This is a genomic window from Rhizobium sp. BT04 (assembly GCF_030053135.1).
GTDB classification, from domain to species: domain Bacteria; phylum Pseudomonadota; class Alphaproteobacteria; order Rhizobiales; family Rhizobiaceae; genus Rhizobium; species Rhizobium binxianense.
In genome coordinates this window covers 3,032,501-3,052,022 of sequence record NZ_CP125652.1, presented here as the reverse complement: position 1 = coordinate 3,052,022, position 19,522 = coordinate 3,032,501, and the positions used below count along the sequence as shown (strand labels likewise).

Annotated in this window: 10 protein-coding genes, 1 tRNA gene and 2 rRNA genes; 3 read left to right on the top strand and 10 right to left on the bottom strand. The window is 59.3% G+C overall.

The features are described 5' to 3' along the window. Nucleotides 1-5 precede the first annotated feature (5 nt). The 7 genes from QMO82_RS23185 to QMO82_RS23155 all read right to left on the bottom strand — a co-directional run bounded on the left by QMO82_RS23185 (nt 6) and on the right by QMO82_RS23155 (nt 11,170). Complete coding sequence (locus tag QMO82_RS23185) at nt 6-2,021, bottom strand: ATP-binding protein (protein ID WP_183609899.1); 2,016 nt, start codon at nt 2,019-2,021, stop codon at nt 6-8. A gap of 824 nt (nt 2,022-2,845) precedes the next feature. Further along, nucleotides 2,846-5,182: a hypothetical protein gene (locus QMO82_RS23180; protein ID WP_183609898.1), complete on the bottom strand. Its 2,337-nt coding sequence runs from the start codon at nt 5,180-5,182 to the stop codon at nt 2,846-2,848. A 66-nt stretch (nt 5,183-5,248) separates the two neighbouring features. Beyond that, entirely contained in the window at nt 5,249-6,073 is an 825-nt protein-coding gene (locus tag QMO82_RS23175) for an ATP-dependent Zn protease (protein ID WP_183609897.1), read from the bottom strand. Next, a complete protein-coding gene (locus tag QMO82_RS23170; protein WP_183609896.1) occupies nt 6,070-8,043 on the bottom strand; it encodes an ATP-binding protein in 1,974 nt (657 codons plus the stop codon). The genes QMO82_RS23175 and QMO82_RS23170 overlap by 4 nt, the downstream gene beginning before the upstream one ends. Beyond that, nucleotides 8,036-8,527 (bottom strand): hypothetical protein, encoded by a 492-nt coding sequence (locus QMO82_RS23165; RefSeq protein WP_183609895.1) that lies wholly within the window; start codon nt 8,525-8,527, stop codon nt 8,036-8,038. Before QMO82_RS23165 ends, QMO82_RS23170 begins: the two co-directional genes overlap by 8 nt. A 112-nt stretch (nt 8,528-8,639) precedes the next feature. Next, the gene (locus QMO82_RS23160) at nt 8,640-9,695 is read right to left on the bottom strand and encodes a hypothetical protein (RefSeq protein WP_283196551.1); all 1,056 of its coding nucleotides are present in this window, start codon (nt 9,693-9,695) and stop codon (nt 8,640-8,642) included. 302 nt (nt 9,696-9,997) lie between these two features. Next, the gene (locus QMO82_RS23155; RefSeq protein WP_183609893.1) at nt 9,998-11,170 is read right to left on the bottom strand and encodes a hypothetical protein; all 1,173 of its coding nucleotides are present in this window, start codon (nt 11,168-11,170) and stop codon (nt 9,998-10,000) included. A 796-nt stretch (nt 11,171-11,966) separates the two neighbouring features. Between QMO82_RS23155 and QMO82_RS23150 the strand changes: the two genes are divergently transcribed. The 3 genes from QMO82_RS23150 to QMO82_RS23140 all read left to right on the top strand — a co-directional run bounded on the left by QMO82_RS23150 (nt 11,967) and on the right by QMO82_RS23140 (nt 15,756). Next, nucleotides 11,967-12,302, top strand: a complete 336-nt coding sequence (locus QMO82_RS23150) for a hypothetical protein (protein ID WP_183609892.1) — start codon at nt 11,967-11,969, stop codon at nt 12,300-12,302. A gap of 647 nt (nt 12,303-12,949) precedes the next feature. Next, nucleotides 12,950-13,747, top strand: coding sequence for a hypothetical protein (locus tag QMO82_RS23145; RefSeq protein WP_183609891.1), 798 nt, complete (start codon nt 12,950-12,952; stop codon nt 13,745-13,747). A gap of 161 nt (nt 13,748-13,908) precedes the next feature. Then, entirely contained in the window at nt 13,909-15,756 is a 1,848-nt protein-coding gene (locus QMO82_RS23140; protein ID WP_183610050.1) for a recombinase family protein, read from the top strand. Here the strand turns inward: QMO82_RS23140 and QMO82_RS23135 are convergent. The 3 genes from QMO82_RS23135 to QMO82_RS23125 all read right to left on the bottom strand — a co-directional run bounded on the left by QMO82_RS23135 (nt 15,713) and on the right by QMO82_RS23125 (nt 19,113). Further along, nucleotides 15,713-15,789: transfer RNA gene (locus QMO82_RS23135), tRNA-Met, on the bottom strand. The two genes, QMO82_RS23140 and QMO82_RS23135, sit on opposite strands and share 44 nt — an antisense overlap. A gap of 107 nt (nt 15,790-15,896) precedes the next feature. Further along, nucleotides 15,897-16,011: ribosomal RNA gene (gene rrf, locus QMO82_RS23130) — 5S ribosomal RNA — on the bottom strand. 212 nt (nt 16,012-16,223) lie between these two features. Further along, nucleotides 16,224-19,113 (bottom strand): 23S ribosomal RNA (locus QMO82_RS23125). Nucleotides 19,114-19,522: the final 409 nt, after the last annotated feature.

Sequence of the window (19,522 nt, the reverse complement as noted above, 5' to 3'; positions counted from 1 at the left end):
AGGCATCAGCGCTCGCTTGAATCTAGCAGGAGTGCCTGTACCCCCTTCTCGTCGAGCACCGCCAGGAACGCCACGAGATCCCCCGTGGCATCGGGGTCCTTGGCGAGACGCTTCGCAAGGACCGCGAGCTCTGGCATACGATTACTTACCTGCAAATCGCGTCCGCCAGTCAAATTCTGCGCCACTTTCCAGGCGAAACGCTCCGTTGTCACAGGCTTGTAGTTTACGACCGGCGGCGGTGCCGGATGAGGAGATGTGGGCAGCGCGGAGATGGTTCCGCTTTGGGTTACCAGAGGCATTCCACTCGCCGGCAGCCTCTGCACCGGAGTAATAGCTGGAATAGCAGATGCTCCGAGGGGCCTTGCAGGCTGAGGCGATGCTGGCTTTTTATACTTCGCCTTGCTCGCATTACGGGCGGGGTTGGCCAGTTTCTTGATTTCTTCCTGAACAAACGCGGGAAGGCTCACTGAACGCTTAGTAATGTTAATGTCGAACGCGGTATCAAGTTTCGTGCCGAACGAAACGATCACCCGGGCAAGCTTGGTCTTTTCGTCAGATGTTGACCACATCTGGTGCCAGCCGCCCCACTTGATCAAGCGGTCATTCCTATAAATAAAAAGACCCTGCGACTCATTGCGCTTGCCAAAAAGCCCCACGCGCCCCAGTACGTCATTTACGACCTGAGGTCCCTCAGCCTTGTGGTGCTGCTTTATCTGGTCTTCCGAAGGAAGAACAAACGGCTGCACCGTAATGGTTTCGTCGCCCGAGTTCGTGGGCATTCGAATTGGCTTTAGCTCGTAAGGCTCGACCATTGGGTGCCCAACAGGGTTATTCGGTCGAACTTCCACACCGTTAATCCGGATTGTCACCTTTTTCCGGTTCTTTGCATCCCCCTCAAGGAACCGGTGAAAGACCAGTCCCAGATGCCGTTCAAGCTCCATCACCTCGGCTGAATATGGGGACACCCCTGGCACGAGCGGAGCTGCGGCGGGCGGCGTCATTTCCTTCCAAAGAATGGCCGTACCCTTTTCTCCAAGGGCGGTGGCATTGCGTTCCCATTCTTCCAGAGGCGCGTCGCTCGGCTCCCAGTCCCCAAGGTTGTCGATATCCCAGGTGAGATGGCTGAGTGAACCGCCACGTCGACGAGTAACCACTGTAAAGACGCGCGCTTGCGACCAGGACGCGCCTTTAAGGCCAAAGCCGAACTTGCCGAGGCTATTGGACTCATATTCGACATCGCTCCCCAGGGTCATTGCCTCATCGAGTTCTGGCCCTGACATACCGTCACCGTTGTCTCGGATCGTTAGCCAACGGCCGTTCCCACTGTCCGGAGGGGCGAAGGTAATGTCAATCTCGGTTGCGTCGGCACTGATTGAATTGTCGACGAGATCTGCCACTGCGCTCGGAAGACTATGCCCAGTCTTTCCAATGATCTCTGCCAAACGCTTAGGGCGGGGCGGCAACCGCTTCCGACCCACGACACTTCCACCGTCGTTCATGATATCTACCGTTTCTCTGTCTCGCCCGAACATTTCAGGTCTGGCGTCATTGAGTAGGCACTGCACGCGCACGCCTTCTTCCCCATGCAGTGCAATCATCCCGGCCTGTGTTAATTCGGCGGTAGCGCCATCCGACAGAACTCCGATCGTCACCTCAGCATCCGCGGGGAACACAGCCCAAGCGCCTGTAGCCGGTTTGACGCCCGCGTCGACCTCCATGGCGAATAGGCATCCCGGATCAACAAAATCGTAAACCTTGTCTCTTGGGCAATTGCCCTCGAACCGCCAGTTCTTTGCTTGACGTGTAAGCCATTGCTGCTTGACAGCGATACCGTCATCCGTGTCATACCGAAGTTTCAGCGGTATGCGATCGGTGTCCAGTGCTGTCGGAAAAACCCGGTCTACAACCGCGCCATCGAAGTTGATTGCACGCTGCTTCGAGCCTTCTTTGCCCTGACGCCGGTACTCATGGAACATGCCAAGTTCACTATGGGTCAGGACTCGCAAAATCAGAAACTTCATGCTGTATAATTTTGACAAGAGAGCGAGATGCGGCCCTTCATTTGCCGATCCTTGGCAACAACCCAGACTTTCAAGTCAACATGCCGTTTAGCCGTAGAAAACTCAAGCCCTGAGGCATCGGTAAATACTGAGATCTTGCCACCGCACTCATTCTCCAAATCATAATTCGGACCCGGAGCACCCGGATCGTGTTGTAGTATTGCTGATATTAACGTGCGTTGCCGCAACTCGGACGGCGCCGGATTCTCGTTTCGTACCTACGCCCCTGTCATACCTTGCACTGATCCCTGTCGAGGAGCTTCATCACAGCCGCTCCTTCGAATGCCTGGACAACTAGGAGTGCTTTAGCCAAAGCAGGAAGGTTGAGCCAAGCCTCTTGAGTATCGCCGGCTCTCGGTCGAGTGGCGCCTCCCGCTTAGCAGAGATCGTGTCCCGCCTCGTGGAACACGAACCGCCAGCGCGGCTCGTCAGACACAGTGGCACGATCGCTGCGTAACAGGTCACCCGCTTGCTACGACGCGCCTTCAACCGTGCCTCCCGGACAATGCCTAACATCGGCGCCGGGATAATAGCTATTGACGCCTTCGTGAGTGGTGGTCAGAAGACCGCACTTCGAATAGAGGCTCGGAATGCCACCGGGCATGGCATTTAAACCCTTTTCGTTGCGATGGAGAAGCGCCGAACTCCGACGACTACTGAGACTGATGTGAAAAGTTCCCTCAAGCACCTGGAAGCAAGACATGACCGTCTAGCCGCGTAGTTCCGTGCTTCATGTCTTACTGTTCAATCGCCGAGCGAACAACGCCCGGCGACCTAACTTAACTCTAAGCTGCCTCCCAAACCTGATTGAGAATTCGTGCCGCCAATGCCGCCTTGTCCTGCGGTAGGAAGCGACCATAGTGCTTGGCGACCATGTCTGCCGTATCCTGGATCGCGTAGCTGGCCTGCTCGTATGAGCCGGTCTGCTTCAGGATGTGCGTGGCGAGCACATCACGAACATTGTGAGGACCATGCGGCAGCAAACCTTTGATCGCCCCACGGCCGGTGTATGGATTGTAGATGCCGTAGCGCTGGATGGTGAGCCGCCATGCCTCATAGAAGCTGGTTATGTCGTAGGCTGCGTCGGTACTCGTCGTCTTGACCGTTTTCACGAAAAACGTCCCGGGATCGGCAGCACCTTTAAGAAGGACCGAACGATGGCGCTCGACGTAGTCATCGATGTGGCGGTAGAGGTCGAGCAGATCGGGCAGAATCAGCCTAAATGGTTTGTCTCCGAAGAACGACGAATGGGCGTTCTTGAAAGCCACCGCCGGGATCAACACCTCCCAGCCACCGTCTCGGTCACTCCAGCGGATTTCACCACGCTTGAGCTTTTCGAGCATGCGTTCCGAACGGGGCATTTGTCCGCGCGGGCATAGCATCAACTGCCGCAGGTTTTTCTGACGAAGTCCGAGGTGCAGCCCCAAACGCAGCATGAGGAACGAGCGAACCGCCTCGGCAGCCGGACGCGGATAGCGCTCCTCATCAGGCATCAGCCTGATGACCTCCTCGGTGATCTTCCGATATTCGCCGACCGGGCTGTCAGCTTCGAGCACCGGCATGATCGGCTCGAACGGATCACGATGGACCCGGGCGATGCGCTGGATCTCTTTCACACGGTGGGAGGCATGTTTGTGAAAATCCTCGCAAGCGCCGTGCCAATCCTCCCGGGCATAATCAATCTCGTTCTGCGAGACGAGACCAGCAATAGGCTGCACACGCGCCAAGAGTTCGGGATGCTGTCGAAGCCACCCGGTGCTTTCTTTGGTGATCGCCAAGGCGATCCGCAGCATGTCGACTTCCCACGCAGTGTAGAAACCCCGGCGGCTTTCGCGCCATTGCAGATACCAATCCCAGACGCCCGGAAAGATTAGGAGCCCGAAGGTCAGTTGCCGCAGCGGTACCCCATATCCCCTGATCTCTCCCGCCTTTGACGCCGAAAGAGCTCCGAACATTAGGCCAAGATGCTCGATCTTCTGGGAGGCGGTTTCCTCGCCCCAGACACCGTTTCGCTGAAAGCCAATCGATGTCAGTGCCGATGTTTTGAAGCGGACGAGGTCGGCCATTTCCATGGCAAGCGCTGGTGGCGCATCTATGACGCCGGACAGCAGATCGGGATCCTCGATCCACGTTTCCTGGTAGTTCGTCGGTACAGTGATCTTTCCATCGCGTGGCGCACGTCCCCCGTAGGATACACCGGGGAATCGGATGGCGTAGCGCTGCTTAGCGGCAGCAGCTTGAAATTTGCGGTAATCCGTCGACCCACTGATGATGACGCGACGGACCCAATCCAGAATCTCCTCGCGCTTAGCGAACGGAAGCGAATTGAAGTCATCAGGTAGATGCCAGGCGATCCTGCGTCGCTCCGCAGGCTCGATACCCGATAGATTGAACCCGGACGCCGAACGCGACTGATGCGGCAACTTCGCTTTGAAGTATCCTTCCGGGAGATGGTAGCGGCGCTCGATACGACCAAGCACGTCGAAGCTGTCAGTGCTTCGCGGCACGCGTCGGCCTTCGATCCAGCTCAGCAGCGTATTCTTGTCCATGGGCTCATCAGGCCGCACGACCGATCGATAAAGAACCCAGTAGCTCTCACCGTGGCGACGCATGTGGAGTTGGAGTGCTTCGGCGAAATCCGCTGGGTCATCCCACTCGCGAAACAGCGGCTCCGGAAACTCGACCTTCACTCCAGGCTTATTCACTGCGGGGGCAGCCTTTGGACGCGCAATTTTCGGTGGTTCCGACTTGATTGTCGGTCTCGCTTTCTCGGCGCTGGCATTCTTTGCCCTCGTTCCACTTCCGAGTCTTCGGGGCCCCTCTTGCGCCGCTCCAGCCGTTTTCCCGACGTCCCTGTTCCAACGATCGATGGCATCAAGCCCGGGGTCGATCAAGCGGTGATGCAAAGCAAGCGATCGAGCATCGATCCCGGTTATGCGGGCAACGACATCCCATTCGGTGCGGCCTGCCGTTCGGGGAGGCCCACACCGCCTTTCGATCAGCCGCCGCATATAGGCCCTGAGGGCTTCGGCTTCTTCCCCGGAAAAGGTGGTCGAAATACGTAGCTCACAATACGCGTCGATCTTACGTTGGAAGGTTTTGATTGCTGTTAGCTTGGTCATTTCACTTCATGAGGTTTGTTGCTCGGACCTTCTAGGCGAAGGGTCGGCCGAGCTAAGCGACGAGGGTTAAGGAAGGATTGGAGTTGCCTGCGTCACGACTTCATCGCGTCCGCTCCCGTGCAGTGGCTCAACGTCTTTCAGGATTTCACTGACCGCCGTCTCATCCATTGCCTGGGCATCGAACAGCGCCTTTGCGAGGGCGTGGAAAGTCGGCCTACGTCGTTTGAGGATCGCCACCGCTCGTTCGAGTGCCGCTACCAGCCTGGCATGAACGCGAGCAGCTAGCTCGGCCTCACGGTCGAGAACCGCGCTAGGATCGCGATGGGGCCGATAGAGCAGCGGATGCTCGGTTCCGAAGCCGAGGGTGCGCTCCATGTCAAAGGCGAGCCACGTGGCCCGCGCCAGATCGCTGTCGTCGGCACCGGCAGAGCCGCTTGAGACGCGCTTGAGCACCAATTGCTCGGCAGCCCGCCCCGCCATCAGCATGGCCAGCATGTTTTCATACCAGTCACGAGTGTCGGTGGCCCAGACGTGGAACCCGACGAGATTGTAGCCGCCTTGCCCGGTGTCGATATTGAGGCCGCGAACAGGTCCGAGATCAAGCGTATGATGGACAACTGCATGCCCTGCCTCGTGGAAGGCGAAGCGCCAACGGAGATTATAAGGCACGGGCGGGCGATCGCCGCGAATGCCGTCTTCGATGTCCTGATAGCGGATCACCCGCTTGCCGCGACGCGCCTTCAACCGCGCCTCCCGGACGATGCGCTCGATATCCGCGCCCGTCAGCCCCATCGCTCGCGTGGCGAGACGCCTGAGGATCGCGTCGACGGGATTGCCCTGCTGCACGGCTGCCGACATTTCCGACGCGTTGGTATTCTGTGGCCCGGTCATCGGCTGGCTCCCTTCCGTTCACTTCCTGCGTCTTCCGCGAGATAGTCGGCGACGATCTTCCTCAGCGAGAATCCGTCCTCGGCTTCTGACCCGGCGTCCGCCACCGGCTCGGAGACCAGCGCCATCACATCGTCACCCAGATGATGAGCAAGGATCTCGGCAAGCGTCGGGACATCGGGCTTCTGGATTTCGACATGGGTCTCCAGCCGCCCGGAGCGCTTGATCGCCTCGTCGATATGCTCGGGCCGGTTGGTGGCGCCGACGACGATCAGCCCCTCGTTCCTGACCGCGCCATCGAGCAGTTCCAGCGCCTTGTTGACGACGGTATTCCAGTAGTCGGCATATTCCCGCTCGGCCGGCTGCCTTTTGCCGATGCCGTCGATCTCGTCGATGAACAGGATCGCTGGCGCCATGGCCCGCGCTTCGACAAAGGTCTTGCTCATCCTGTCGATGACGTCGTTGAGATGACCGCCCTGCAGCCAGGTCGAGACCGAGCTGACCACCAGCGGGATCTGCAGGCTGTTGCAGAGCGCCCGGGCAAAGGTCGTCTTGCCGGTACCGGGTGGACCGGACAGCAAAAGCTTGGTGCTCATCTCAGACCAAGTGAGGATGCTGGAGCGGTAATCGTCGAGATCGGCCTTGAGATCGAGCGCCCAGTCCTTCGCCTTGCCATAGCCAGAAAGCGTCTCGACGGTCACGGGCGGCTTGCGGCCGGGCTCATCGCCCGTCGGCAAAGGCTCCGGCTGGATCACCTCGGCGCCCGATGGCTTGTCCTTCTTCCAACGGCCGTTGTTTTCGGTGTCGGACGGCTTCTTGTCCGATCCCTGGGGTTTCTCGGGGGAGGTACTGGGCGATGCCGATCCGGATGCGTCGTCGCCCCCCTCACCGCCATCCTCGTCCTCGCAGTCGCCGCGATTGCGATCGATCAGCGTCGCAAGGACATGCAGCACGTCCCGGACATGGCGTCCCGGACGGAAGGCAAGGACGAGATCCTCGATCGACAGCCAGCGCGCCTCGGCATCCGACGGCAGGCCGAGCGTCCCGATTGCCGTACCGGGATAGAGCACCTCGACCAGATCGGCGATGAACCGTCGATCGAGCTTTCCCGTTTCCAGCGACAGGTCGGCGGAGATCCGCAGCAGGGAGGGAATATCCGACTGCTTCTCCGCAATAGCGAGGATCGGAAAGTCCCGGGACAGCGCACTGATCATCCGCCGGCGTAGGGCATTGCCGGTGACGCGATGCACGCCTGCGCCCGAGAACGTCATCAGACGCCGGCGTGTCTCCCCTTCCACAACATCGAAGTGATTGTCGTCGTACATGAGATCCGACTCGACGATCGCTAACGGGCCGCCAGGCACCAGCCGGGATTTTTCCAGCAGCCGAAGCACTTCCCGCTCGAAGCCATCGAGCGGCGCATGGAGGGTGACCACCGGCGTCACACGGGTCAGCGTATAGACAAGCTCCCGAAGGGAGTTTCCTCCATCCTTGATCGCCCGCGCCAGAACCAGGGCTGCCACGATATGAGTGACCACTGGCGCAGCCGCTGCCCGATCGACAAGACCGACCGCATAGGCACGCCGATCGATACCGTTGCCCGGCACTATCTCTTGTGCCATTGCCCCGCCGCGCATTCGGGGAAAGGCAAGCAGCGGCGAGACCGGCGTCATATCGACGGTCTCCATCGTCACGTCGCCGTCTCCGCTGGGACTGGGGCCGGAACCTGGCTTGCCCGCTTCCTTCGGCGCGACCAACCCCGCGCCAAAATTCCGGCGGAACCAGACATCATCCCGAACGGGGTCACCGCTCAGCCTTGTCGTATCGAAGGCCGGGCTATAGCGAAAAAGCAGATGACCATCGACATCGACGATCCTGGCCGTGAGCAGACCGTTGCGCAGCGCCATCCGGCGCGCCTCGCGACGGGTAAGATGCCGAAGCCGGCGAACGAACAGACGGGAGAGCTTATCCATCGGCGCGCCCTCCGGTTTCCGCGGCAATAATTGCCGTTTTGGTGCTTTGCACCGGATCGCGCGGCCACGTCCGGCCGCGGCGGCGCCTGTCGATGGGACCGGGTTTCGCGATCTTCGCCAACACACGCTCGCGCGGCGAATGGCGGTCAGCCGACATGACAGGCAACACCCTGTGCCGGTCGAAATCGCGATTGCGGTTTTGAAGCCAGTCGAGCAGCAGGTGGCATGCCGCATTGCCGCCGTCGGTAAGCGCACGCAGCCGCAGCATCACGGGCTCCGGCACAAGACCATCCAGCAGAGGACCTTGGCGAATGAAGGCGAGCGCAAGGCCGATCAGGACTGCGGGATCGTCGCGATCGCTCGCGTCAGAGGGGTCGAAGCTGGGCGCCAGCCTGCTGCGAACGCAGGGCAACGCAACGGTATCGATCGTGATCTGCTCACAACGGAAGCCGGCCACAGACGGGCTGTGGGTATCGATGGACATGACTGTCTCCTCACCGGAGCGCATCGGCATCCGGCGTTTTCGGAATGGAAGAAGGGGAAGCCGGCCACGCACTCGGCGCGGCCGCGATCAGTGCCGTTAAGCTGGCAGCGCGTCAGTGCCGGCGCGGACGGCGGGCAAAGCCGACCCGGATACGGACCGGTTCCGGTTCATCGTCCTGATCCTCGTCGAAGCAGCCGAGGTCATAATGACCATCACCGTCGTCCCGCGCGGCCATCGCCAACTCTTCCTCGTAGCTGCGCGCCGGACCGTTCAACGCGATCGGTGGCTTGCCGTACACTGCCGAGGCGGATGCAGCATCGGGCACGACACCGAGGGCCTTTCGCGCTTCCACCTCCAGAAGCTGCTGCACACGGCGGCCGAAGCGCAGGCGCAGCTCGGCCATGCAGGCGGCAACCCCATCGATCTCAAGCAGGTCGTCGATCTCGGACAGGGCCCAGATGCCGGCGGCATGATCGCTCGGGCGGCTGGCGCCGTCAACGATCGCGACCTCGACGGTGTCGACCATCAGGCGCTTCTGGTTCTTGTACAGCCAGTCCGGCAGCACCATCGCCGACGCCATCATCTTCAGCTTCAGCTCCTCGAGCCGGCTGGTGTCGCCGTAGGATGCAAGCGAGCGCTTCAGGTCGAGAATGTAGGCGGTGTGCCGGGTGCGGTTCACAAGGATCAGGTCCGGCGTATAGCTGCCCTTCGCGGGCGCCTCGCAGTCGAGCTTGATGCCGTCGAGGCTTTCCCAGTCGTTTCCGCAAACGGCCTCGAGCGCCGCCTTGACCAGCGGCAGTTTCAGCGACTGGGTCAAGACAACGATGTTGGGATTGGCTTTCGCCAGCCGCTCGACCGCCTGCTCCAGCAGCTTGCCCTCGCGGAACGAGACGGCGCGGACGAGCGAAGCGATGTGAACGTAATGGCCGAGGATTTCGTCCTCGACCGGTTCGCCGTCGGCAATCGCCGCGATGGCGCGGTCGATCAGCAGGTCGAGATCGGCTTCGACCTCGGCGAAGCGAACGATGTGCGGATGGCGGCGCAGGACGGGCGGTTCGCCGATGCTGCGTGCCCCGAGGCTGAACGAGCGCTGCGAGAACATGGCGGCCGCTGCTGCGGTCGAACGGAGAACTTCCCCGGCGGGGACAGAGAGAGTATGCGTGGTCATAGCCCGATTCCTTTTCGCGAAGGCTGAGGGTCAGGCCCTTGTCGATGTTACCAGCATCGGCTTGGGCCGTTTCGTGTCCGGTCTTCCGAACAGCCCCAACTTGGCAGGACCGGCGGGCGGGCTCAAGGACCCGGAGCGCAAAATCAGAACAAAGCCGGTACAAGGTTAACGCCGGGCTCACACGGCCCATAGCCGACAATCGGCTCCGAGGATCAGCACCATCCGAAGCCAAAAGGAAAAGGGCCGCAACGCGGCCCTCTTGAGTTCGTCGGGAAGGCCGGAGCCTTCGAGCAAGCTGCATCTTACCGGACGAGCGCCGGCGCCGCCTCGACTTCGACGACAGCGTCATCCGCAAGCGGCGGCACCTTGGCAAACTGCTTGCGGCTCCGAGGCGCCTCACGGCTGACCGTCATCAAGCCACCGGTCGCCTCTTCAAGTGCGGCACCCAACCGCCCAATCGCCTCATCCGAGACCTCGGCATCCTTCGAGACCTCGTCCGGCATTGCCGGTTCGGCATCCTGACGATCGCCGTCGCTGTCCGCCTCTTCCAAAACCATCGGCTTGGAAGCCGGAGCACCCGGCGCCGCGAGCGGCCATTCCGGTGCCCGCTCCTTCGATACCGCCCAGCCGAGCACCGGAAGCACATGCAGCGCAAGCCAGTCCCGCATCTCCTTCGACTTCGGCCAGGCATCGACACCACCCAATGTGTAGAGCGTGTCGTTGACCTCGGCCCAGCCGGTCTTCTTCGGGAACTTCGTTGGCTTGGTGTTGCGGCCCCAATCGAGATCCGGCTCGATGAACAGCGCCAGGCTTTCGAGCTCCTGACGGGCGACGCGGGCAATGTCCTGGATGTCCTTCGCCAGCGCTTCCTTGATCACCCGGCTCTTGGCCAACGCAGCCTCGATCGCCTGGCAGATCGCGACGATATGGGTAATGAACGCCTTTAGACCGTCGCGGATCTTGATGGCAATCAGCGCCTTCAGCCCGGCAACACCGCCGACACGGAACTGGTCGCCCGTCTCCGGCTTGTCGCCGCCCTCCACGCCGCCGGCCAGGATGGCCTTCACATCCGCGACCTGCAGACGCCCATTGTCTTCGGCGAAGGCGATCGCCGCCTTGACCTGGTCCTCCGTCGCCGAACTCAGATGGAACAGTACGGTCGCTCCGACCGAGAGGTCGACCAACTCGTCACGGAACTGACCGAGATTGCGAAACACCGCCATATTGTTGCGAGCGCTGCGCGCAGAGAGACCGCAGCGCGTCTTCACCCATTTGTCGAAACGGCCGTCGGCCAGGAGGTCCGCGGCCTGGGCCAGATGATCGCCGAGTTCGAAGGTCTGCTCGGTCGTGCGGCGGCCGAGGTCGAAGATATGGGCAGCGCTGGCTTCGAGCTGCTCGCGCAGCGTCTGCCCGATACCGTTGTCTTCATAGGAGAAAGCGGCAGTCGCGGTCGTCTTGTTGGTCTTTGTATGCATGGAAGTCTCCGGGTAACGAGATACTAAAACATCCGATGAACTTCTCACCGAATGACACTATGATCGCACCAATATCATCGCCATGCAAATTCAAGTAAAACAAAGACATAATATAGACTCCTATTAATGCTTCATTTTTTACCGTACTTTCGCACAAAAACTTTGTACTTATCCAAATTTTAACCGACACAATCTTATTTCAATAATTATTCTCGGAGATTTATTACTTAAAATCGAACATCATTATTTGAATCTCAAATCAGAACGAAAAGCGGGATTACGTCACCACTCACCTGAACGGCCTTGCCTAAGACGTGTCGGGGACAAAAAACGGAGCGCCAAGTAAATATGGCTATCTCCACCTCGCCCATGCGCAGCGTCCGCTCCCCGTCATCCGCCAAGCCGGTCACGCCGCGGCACACCCGCGCGGAGGATATGGCCTGTAGCCCGTGATAGGCACAGACCTGCTGACGGCAGACGGCTGGCAAGTCCAGTCAGATCGCGCACGCGTCATCTCAACGTGTTCGCACGTTAAAACAAATTGCGCTCATTTGATTCCGGCTTCGAGATTTTTGATTCCGAACGCTGATCATTTGATTCACGGCCGCCGTTTGCCCCTCGCCAGGTCACCTCGACCTGTCTCAACGTGCCCGCAATGCATCTCAAGTTGCGCTCATTCGATTCAGAACCGCGGACAAACGATTCATAAACCGGGATTTCCGATTCCTTGCAAACGGCGTTGCCGCAGCGGCGACGGTCTGGCATGCGAGGCAGGAGACCTGACGGGGAAGAGTGTATGCCAGCGAAGTCCGAGGAGATCCGCAACCGCAAGCAGCGCGAGCGGCAGCAGAAGTTGCGCGACGCGGATCGCAAGGCCAAACGCCCCGGACGCGACGACGTTGCCCGCACGGCACTGTTCATGGCGATCTCCGCCATGGCGGCCGAGGGAGCAATGGAGGCGCTGGGAACGTTTAAAAAACGGGTGGTCAGGATGCTGGTCAAGCAGGGCTTCGACGAGCACGAATCCCGCACCGTCTTCGATGGGCTTGTCGAGAAGTACCGGGATGGCGACTGGCCGTTCCGGCGCAAGCCCCACCTGCTCTATCCCGACGGCGCCGATCAGGGCGACTGAGCGGTTCCGCTCTACCTGCCTGCCGGTTCCGGCCTTGGCCATCCCACGCTGCCGATCGAACGCCTGACGGCGTTTGCACCGTTTACGACTTCTCCCCCCATTACTCGGTTAAACGCCGTTTGATTCCTGAATCGGATTTACAGAGTGCTGGGGGGGGACAGATCGCCCAAGATCAGCTCATCAGCACCCATCCGATTCGCTAAAATGCTATCGATCTGATTAAGCCCTGGTCAGCCAGGTTTTCAAATAAAGCTGACTCCCGCCAGGCCGCTGCATTGATTTCGCAAGGGGCATGGATAATGTCGCCGGCGGCTGAGGTGAACGCCTCGGCCGGAATGCGCACCAGCGGAAGCCCTTGCATGGCGGAAACTGGTTTTCTGATTGGCTTTTTGCTAACCGGGACAATCTTGCAAGAGAGGACTCCTGGCGCGCTCGTGACACCGATGATCGAGTGGCGTACCGATTTTTTACAGAGGCTCTGGCCGGTGCGGACCGTCCTGCAGAGCATTGCCCAGCCTGTGTCACCTTTTCCGTGTGGTGGCTTTACAGGCATTAGATGATGGGGATCGAGGGCGAACGGACGCCTGAGGGATCCAGAGTGGTAAGCGCATTCCTTCAACTCCACCCTGGATACGAAGGATCCGAACGTGCCCAACATCATCTACCTCCCGTCCGCACTCGGTGCGATCAAGACCCACCTCCTCCACGACGTCGATAACGACACCAGGACCTACCCGTACGCTGCCCCGAGCGCGATCGCCTCGATTACCGGCGAGCCGCTTTCGCGCGTACGAGACGCCGTCCGGCTTGTTCGCTTCGGTGCAGGCTGGGTGCACCGTTCGCGGTCTCCGATCATCAACTATATGTCGGATACCGACATTGAGGAGACGATGCGGGCCCTGGGCTATGTCGGCGCGTGGAACGACGTTGCCGGCTGTCCGACCCTTGCGGCCTATCTGAAGCACCGCACCGGCATTCAAAAGAGCCACCCCTGTATCGTTTTCCTGACCACGCACTGCGTCGCCATCAGCGGCGACCTGTTTTGCGGCCCTGCCAATAATGGCGTTATGATCGACATCGACAGGGCTCCGGGGCGCCGCAAACGGGTGAACGGCGTCTTCGTCGTCACCCACCGCATCACCGCAGCCCATATCCCGTCGAAAGCGCCCTCACGCAAAAAGCCGGACCATCGTACGGCGGAGGAGAAGCGCATGATCAAGGAACGGGACCGGCTGTTTCGCGAAGCCGTCAAGGCGGAGACCGGTGCAACGCGGATCATGGTGACCTCTACCGAAGTCTTCATTATCCGCCCCGCCGATACCGGCTGGACGTGGTGCGGCGCGCGCGACAGCGTCGTGGACAGCCTGCTCAAGCTTCAGGAGCATGGCTGGATTGGCGGCAACACCGATGAGGCTGCAGCCTACCGCGCCACGATGGGTTACTGACCAGCGCTCATCAGAAGCGGCTCTTCATCGGCGGCAATTATTGCCGCCGGCACCCACACCTGCCGGGCCATGATGACCTGGCATGGCTGCGGGGCTCTCAAGCTCCCCGCCGCCGGTTACCATGTCCCCCAACTTAGCCAATTCGAACTGAAGAGTACCCCATGACCAAGACCGTCCTGTTTTACGCGCGCTATTCGACCGACCGCCAGAACGAGGTATCGATCGAGACCCAGGTCGAGCTCGGCAAGACGTTCGTCGCCGACAGGGGCTGGAAGCTGGTCGAGACCTATGCCGATTCCGCGATCAGCGGAACCTCCTTCACATCGCGCCCCGGCATCCAGCAGCTTTTGGCCCATGTGAAGCGCGAGCGGATTGACGTGGTCCTCTGCGTCACCGTCGACCGCCTGTCGCGAGACGTCGAGCACAGCTCGAAGATCCTCAAGGACCTCAACTACCACGACACGGCGATCTGGACCGTGCAGGCCGGCCAGCCGATCAGCCATATCGAGCTGCATATGCGCTCCACACTCAGCCATGAATTGGTCGAGCAGATCCGCTATCGCACCCGCGAAGGCATGAAGACGGCGGCACGCAAGGGCAAGGCGACCACCCGCTTGTGCTACGGCTACCGGCTCGGGCAGCAGCGCGATGCCAACGGCGACAGGATCAGGGGCCTGCGCGAGATCGAACCGGCCGAAGCCGAGATCGTGCGCTGGATCTTCGAGCAATATGCCGACGGGGTCAGTCCGGCGACGATCGCCCAGAGCCTCAATGCCCGCGGCGTGCCGGCGCCGCAGCACAAGTACTGGCGCGACGACACGATCCGCGGCGACGGCAAACGCCAAACCGGCATTCTTCACAACGAGCTCTATGTCGGCCGGATCGTCTGGAACAAGCAGAACTACCGCAAGAACCCGGAGACCGAACGGCGAACCGCCCGCCTCAACGACAAAAGCGACTGGGTCGTGACGGAGGTTCCCGCCATGCGCATCGTCAGCGACGAACTGTGGGCGCGCGTGAAGGAACGGCAACTGACGACGCTGGAGAACTTTTCCCGCACGACCACCAACCGGCTGAACCGGACGCATCGTCCAAGCTACCTGCTGAGCGGCATGCTGGAATGCGCCGAGTGCGGCGGCTCCTACGCCATCATGGCCAAGGAGCGCTACGGCTGCTCGAACCACAAGAGCAAGCTGCCGGTCGACGGCCTCGGAGGCGCCTGCTGCACCAACCAGAAGACCATTCTGCGCAAGAACCTGGAGGACCGCGTCCTGTCCTGCCTGCCCGCCGCCTTTTTCGGGATGGGCGTGTTCGACGATATCGCCGAGGAGGTTCGCCTGACTATCGCAGCCTCGATCCGCAACGAACCCGACCAGCGTCAGCGCATTTCCGGGGAGTTGAAGGCCGCAGAACAGGAACAGCGCCAGATCATCCAGCAGATCAGTGACCGCGCCGCCGAGGGCCGGCCTCGCCTCGCCGCCCTCGACGATATGCTCGACACGCTTGAGGAGCGTCGCACCGGCCTCGAGGCCAAGCTGAGCCAAGCGCCGGCGGAGGAGGATTTCGGGGGGAGGATCAGGAAGCTGAAGGCCGAGGTCCGCCCCGAGGCCGTGGAGCTGGTCCTCAATTCCGCCTTCTATTACATGCGTGAGCATGCCGATACCGAGACCAAGCAGCCGTTCATCAACCTCGTGCGCCAGTTCATCCAGAAGGTGGTGATCGGCAAGACCCCGGGCCACCAGCCGGCATCCCTTGAGGTGCACGGCCGGATCGCCAGCATCCTCGCGGCGATGGAAGCCGCGACGATCCTGGAGAAGCAGTTCGAGGCACTGAAGCAGCACGATTATCTGGAGAAGCTTCGCGCCGGCGAGCTTGAGACGGAGGCCAAACGCAAAAAGCTCCTCGACGCTTACGCGGAGGAGCTTTCTTTGAAACGACTTGAATGGTCAAATATTCAAGTCTCAGTGGTTGCGGGGGCAGGATTTGAACCTGCGGCCTTCAGGTTATGAGCCTGACGAGCTACCGGGCTGCTCCACCCCGCGAGATATATTTTAACACGAAAGGCCGCTTTGAGAGCGGCCCTTTTGTTTCGGCTATGGGCCGTTGTCTGTGAATGAGAAGATTGTTTTCAAAAAGTTGCGTTTTGCAGACCTGGCAGCGACCTACTCTCCCGCGTCTTAAGACGAAGTACCATGGGCGCAGGGGCGTTTCACGGCCGTGTTCGGAAAGGGAACGGGTGCAGCCACCCCGCCATAACCACCAGGTCGGCAAAGCGCAACTTAATGTTTGAGAAGCTGGCAGGCGTTAGCCTGTTTTTTTTGAACACGTCTTACCTTTCGCAAGGCACCGTCGGCCAGAGGCCGCAAGCGCAAAGCGCGTCGCCAATCGTTTGGCGCGCCGTCCGCAGCGCTTTCAGCGCGTGAGGACAGAAGGTCAAGCATCATCAGCCTCTGGCTGATGAGCATAGTCAATGAGAACGATCAAGCCGATCGAGCTATTAGTACCGGTAAGCTTCATGCGTTGCCGCACTTCCACACCCGGCCTATCAACGTGGTCGTCTTCCACGGCTCTGATAGGGAATACTCGTTTTCAGGTGGGTTTCCCGCTTAGATGCCTTCAGCGGTTATCCCGTCCATATATAGCTACCCTGCTATGCCCTTGGCAGGACAACAGGTCCACCAGAGATATGTCCATCCCGGTCCTCTCGTACTAGGGACAGATCCTGTCAATATTCCTACACCCACGGCAGATAGGGACCGAACTGTCTCACGACGTTCTGAACCCAGCTCACGTACCGCTTTAATTGGCGAACAGCCAAACCCTTGGGACCTGCTCCAGCCCCAGGATGCGATGAGCCGACATCGAGGTGCCAAACAACCCCGTCGATATGGACTCTTGGGGGTCATCAGCCTGTTATCCCCGGCGTACCTTTTATCCGTTGAGCGATGGCCCTTCCACGCGGGACCACCGGATCACTATGACCGACTTTCGTCTCTGCTCGACTTGTCAGTCTCGCAGTCAGGCGGGCTTATGCCATTGCACTCGACGACCGATTTCCGACCGGTCTGAGCCCACCATCGCGCGCCTCCGTTACTCTTTCGGAGGCGACCGCCCCAGTCAAACTACCCACCATACACTGTCCCGGACCCGGATGACGGGCCGCGGTTAGACATCCATGACGATAAGGGTGGTATTTCAAGGATGGCTCCACGGAAACTGGCGTCCCCGCTTCAAAGCCTACCACCTATCCTACACATGCCGACACGAATGCCAGTGTAAAGCTATAGTAAAGGTGCACGGGGTCTTTCCGTCTGACCGCAGGAACCCCGCATCTTCACGGGGAATTCAATTTCACTGAGTCTATGTTGGAGACAGCGGGGAAGTCGTTACGCCATTCGTGCAGGTCGGAACTTACCCGACAAGGAATTTCGCTACCTTAGGACCGTTATAGTTACGGCCGCCGTTTACTGGGGCTTCGATTCAAAGCTTGCACCTCTCCTCTTAACCTTCCAGCACCGGGCAGGCGTCAGACCCTATACGTCGTCTTGCGACTTCGCAGAGCCCTGTGTTTTTGATAAACAGTCGCTACCCCCTGGTCTGTGCCACCCCATCATACTTGCGTAAAATGGGGTCACGCTTCTTCCGAAGTTACGCGTGCAATTTGCCGAGTTCCTTCAACATAGTTCTCTCAAGCGCCTTGGTATACTCTACCTGACCACCTGTGTCGGTTTCGGGTACGGTCTATACGGTGGAGCTATTTCCTGGAACCGCTCCGCTGCCCTGATAATCCAATAAACCAGAACAACTTGTGCAATCCGTCACTACCACCAGGCCCACGAATATTAACGTGGTTCCCATCGACTACGCATTTCTGCCTCGCCTTAGGGGCCGGCTAACCCTGCTCAGATTAACTTTAAGCAGGAACCCTTGGTCTTTCGGCGAGAGGGTCTCTCACCCTCTTTATCGTTACTCATGTCAACATTCGCACTTCCGATACCTCCAGGACCCCTCACAGGTATCCCTTCACAGGCTTACGGAACGCTCCGCTACCACTTGCGATTGCTCGCAAATCCTCAGCTTCGGTGCATGGCTTCAGCCCCGTTACATTTTCGGCGCAAAGACCCTTATTTAGACCAGTGAGCTGTTACGCTTTCTTTAAATGATGGCTGCTTCTAAGCCAACATCCTGGTTGTTTTGGGATCCTCACATCCTTTCCCACTTAGCCATGACTTGGGGACCTTAGCTGGAGGTTAGGGTTGTTGCCCTTTTCACGACGGACGTTAGCACCCGCCGTGTGTCTGCCGAGTAGTACTCCCCGGTATTCGGAGTTTGGTTAGGATCAGTAAGACGGTGAGTCCCCATAGCCCATCCAGTGCTCTACCCCCGGGGGTATTCGCTCGACGCTCTACCTAAATAGATTTCGCGGAGAACCAGCTATTTCCGAGTTTGATTGGCCTTTCACCCCTAGCCACAAGTCATCCCAATCTATTGCAACAGATGCGGGTTCGGTCCTCCAGTTGGTGTTACCCAACCTTCAACCTGCTCATGGCTAGATCACTCGGTTTCGGGTCTAATGCAACAAACTAAATCGCCCTATTCAGACTCGCTTTCGCTTCGCCTACACCTACCGGCTTAAGCTTGCTTGTTACACTAAGTCGTTGACCCATTATACAAAAGGTACGCCGTCACCCTTGCGGGCTCCGACTGTTTGTAGGCATCCGGTTTCAGGTTCTATTTCACTCCCCTTGTCGGGGTGCTTTTCACCTTTCCCTCACGGTACTTGTTCGCTATCGGTCATGCACGAGTACTTAGGCTTGGAGAGTGGTCTCCCCATGTTCAGACAGGATTTCTCGTGTCCCGCCCTACTCTAGGACAATCATGATATCTACGCGTACGGGGCTGTCACCCACTACGGCCGCACTTTCCAGAGCGTTCCACTTTAATCACAATTGCCACTGGCCTGGTCCGCGTTCGCTCGCCACTACTTGCGGAGTCTCGGTTGATGTCCTTTCCTGCAGGTACTTAGATGTTTCAGTTCCCTGCGTTCGCTTCTTACACCCTATGTATTCAGGTGTAGATACCTTATCACAATGCTTGGAAACCTCTCCTGTTTGTCCTCACGGCCAAAGGCCTGCGGACAGCGCGCCGGATAACCGGCGACGGCCCTTGGCCTTGCGAAGCATTCGCTTCGACCAAACCAAAAGCCAACAGAACAGATTTCCCAAGCATTTAAGGTGGGTTGCCCCATTCGGAGATCCATGGATCAAAGCTCATTCGCAGCTCCCCACGGCTTTTCGCAGCGTATCACGTCCTTCATCGCCTGTGCATGCCAAGGCATCCACCAAATGCCCTTACGACACTTAATCGTTCTCATTGCCAATGCTCATCATCTCGTTGCCCGTTTCAAAGAAACGGCAACAGACCGGGTTACCTTTTACAACCCAGTCAATCCAACAATGCCATTAACGTGTTCGACCTGATCACTTTATTGGAGCTACGCCGAGCAGCTCGCTTGTATCAGGTCTTAAGACCAGCTTCTCGAGATTGGATCCGATACCGCGCGGTCAGGCAACGGTAATCAAGCCGTCCGTCAGATACAGTCCCGAAAGACTACAAACAACAACGGCCCAGAGCGACAAGCTTCCCACCTACCTCCAGTTCCTCCACCATATCCGGCCGGCTAGGCCATCCATGGTTTCACAAGAACTGGGCTCGGACATCATGGGCAGAACCCACGACACCTGGAAGCCTCCAGATCAATCTTCTCTTCACGAT

Coding starts and splice junctions, on each gene's coding strand:
- QMO82_RS23140 (WP_183610050.1), top strand. CDS start 13,909: ATGACCAAGACCGTCCTGTTTTACGCGCGCTATTCGACCGACCGCCAG.
- QMO82_RS23165 (WP_183609895.1), bottom strand. CDS start 8,527: ATGTCCATCGATACCCACAGCCCGTCTGTGGCCGGCTTCCGTTGTGAG.
- QMO82_RS23180 (WP_183609898.1), bottom strand. CDS start 5,182: ATGACCAAGCTAACAGCAATCAAAACCTTCCAACGTAAGATCGACGCG.
- QMO82_RS23155 (WP_183609893.1), bottom strand. CDS start 11,170: ATGCATACAAAGACCAACAAGACGACCGCGACTGCCGCTTTCTCCTAT.
- QMO82_RS23150 (WP_183609892.1), top strand. CDS start 11,967: ATGCCAGCGAAGTCCGAGGAGATCCGCAACCGCAAGCAGCGCGAGCGG.
- QMO82_RS23175 (WP_183609897.1), bottom strand. CDS start 6,073: ATGACCGGGCCACAGAATACCAACGCGTCGGAAATGTCGGCAGCCGTG.
- QMO82_RS23170 (WP_183609896.1), bottom strand. CDS start 8,043: ATGGATAAGCTCTCCCGTCTGTTCGTTCGCCGGCTTCGGCATCTTACC.
- QMO82_RS23185 (WP_183609899.1), bottom strand. CDS start 2,021: ATGAAGTTTCTGATTTTGCGAGTCCTGACCCATAGTGAACTTGGCATG.
- QMO82_RS23160 (WP_283196551.1), bottom strand. CDS start 9,695: ATGACCACGCATACTCTCTCTGTCCCCGCCGGGGAAGTTCTCCGTTCG.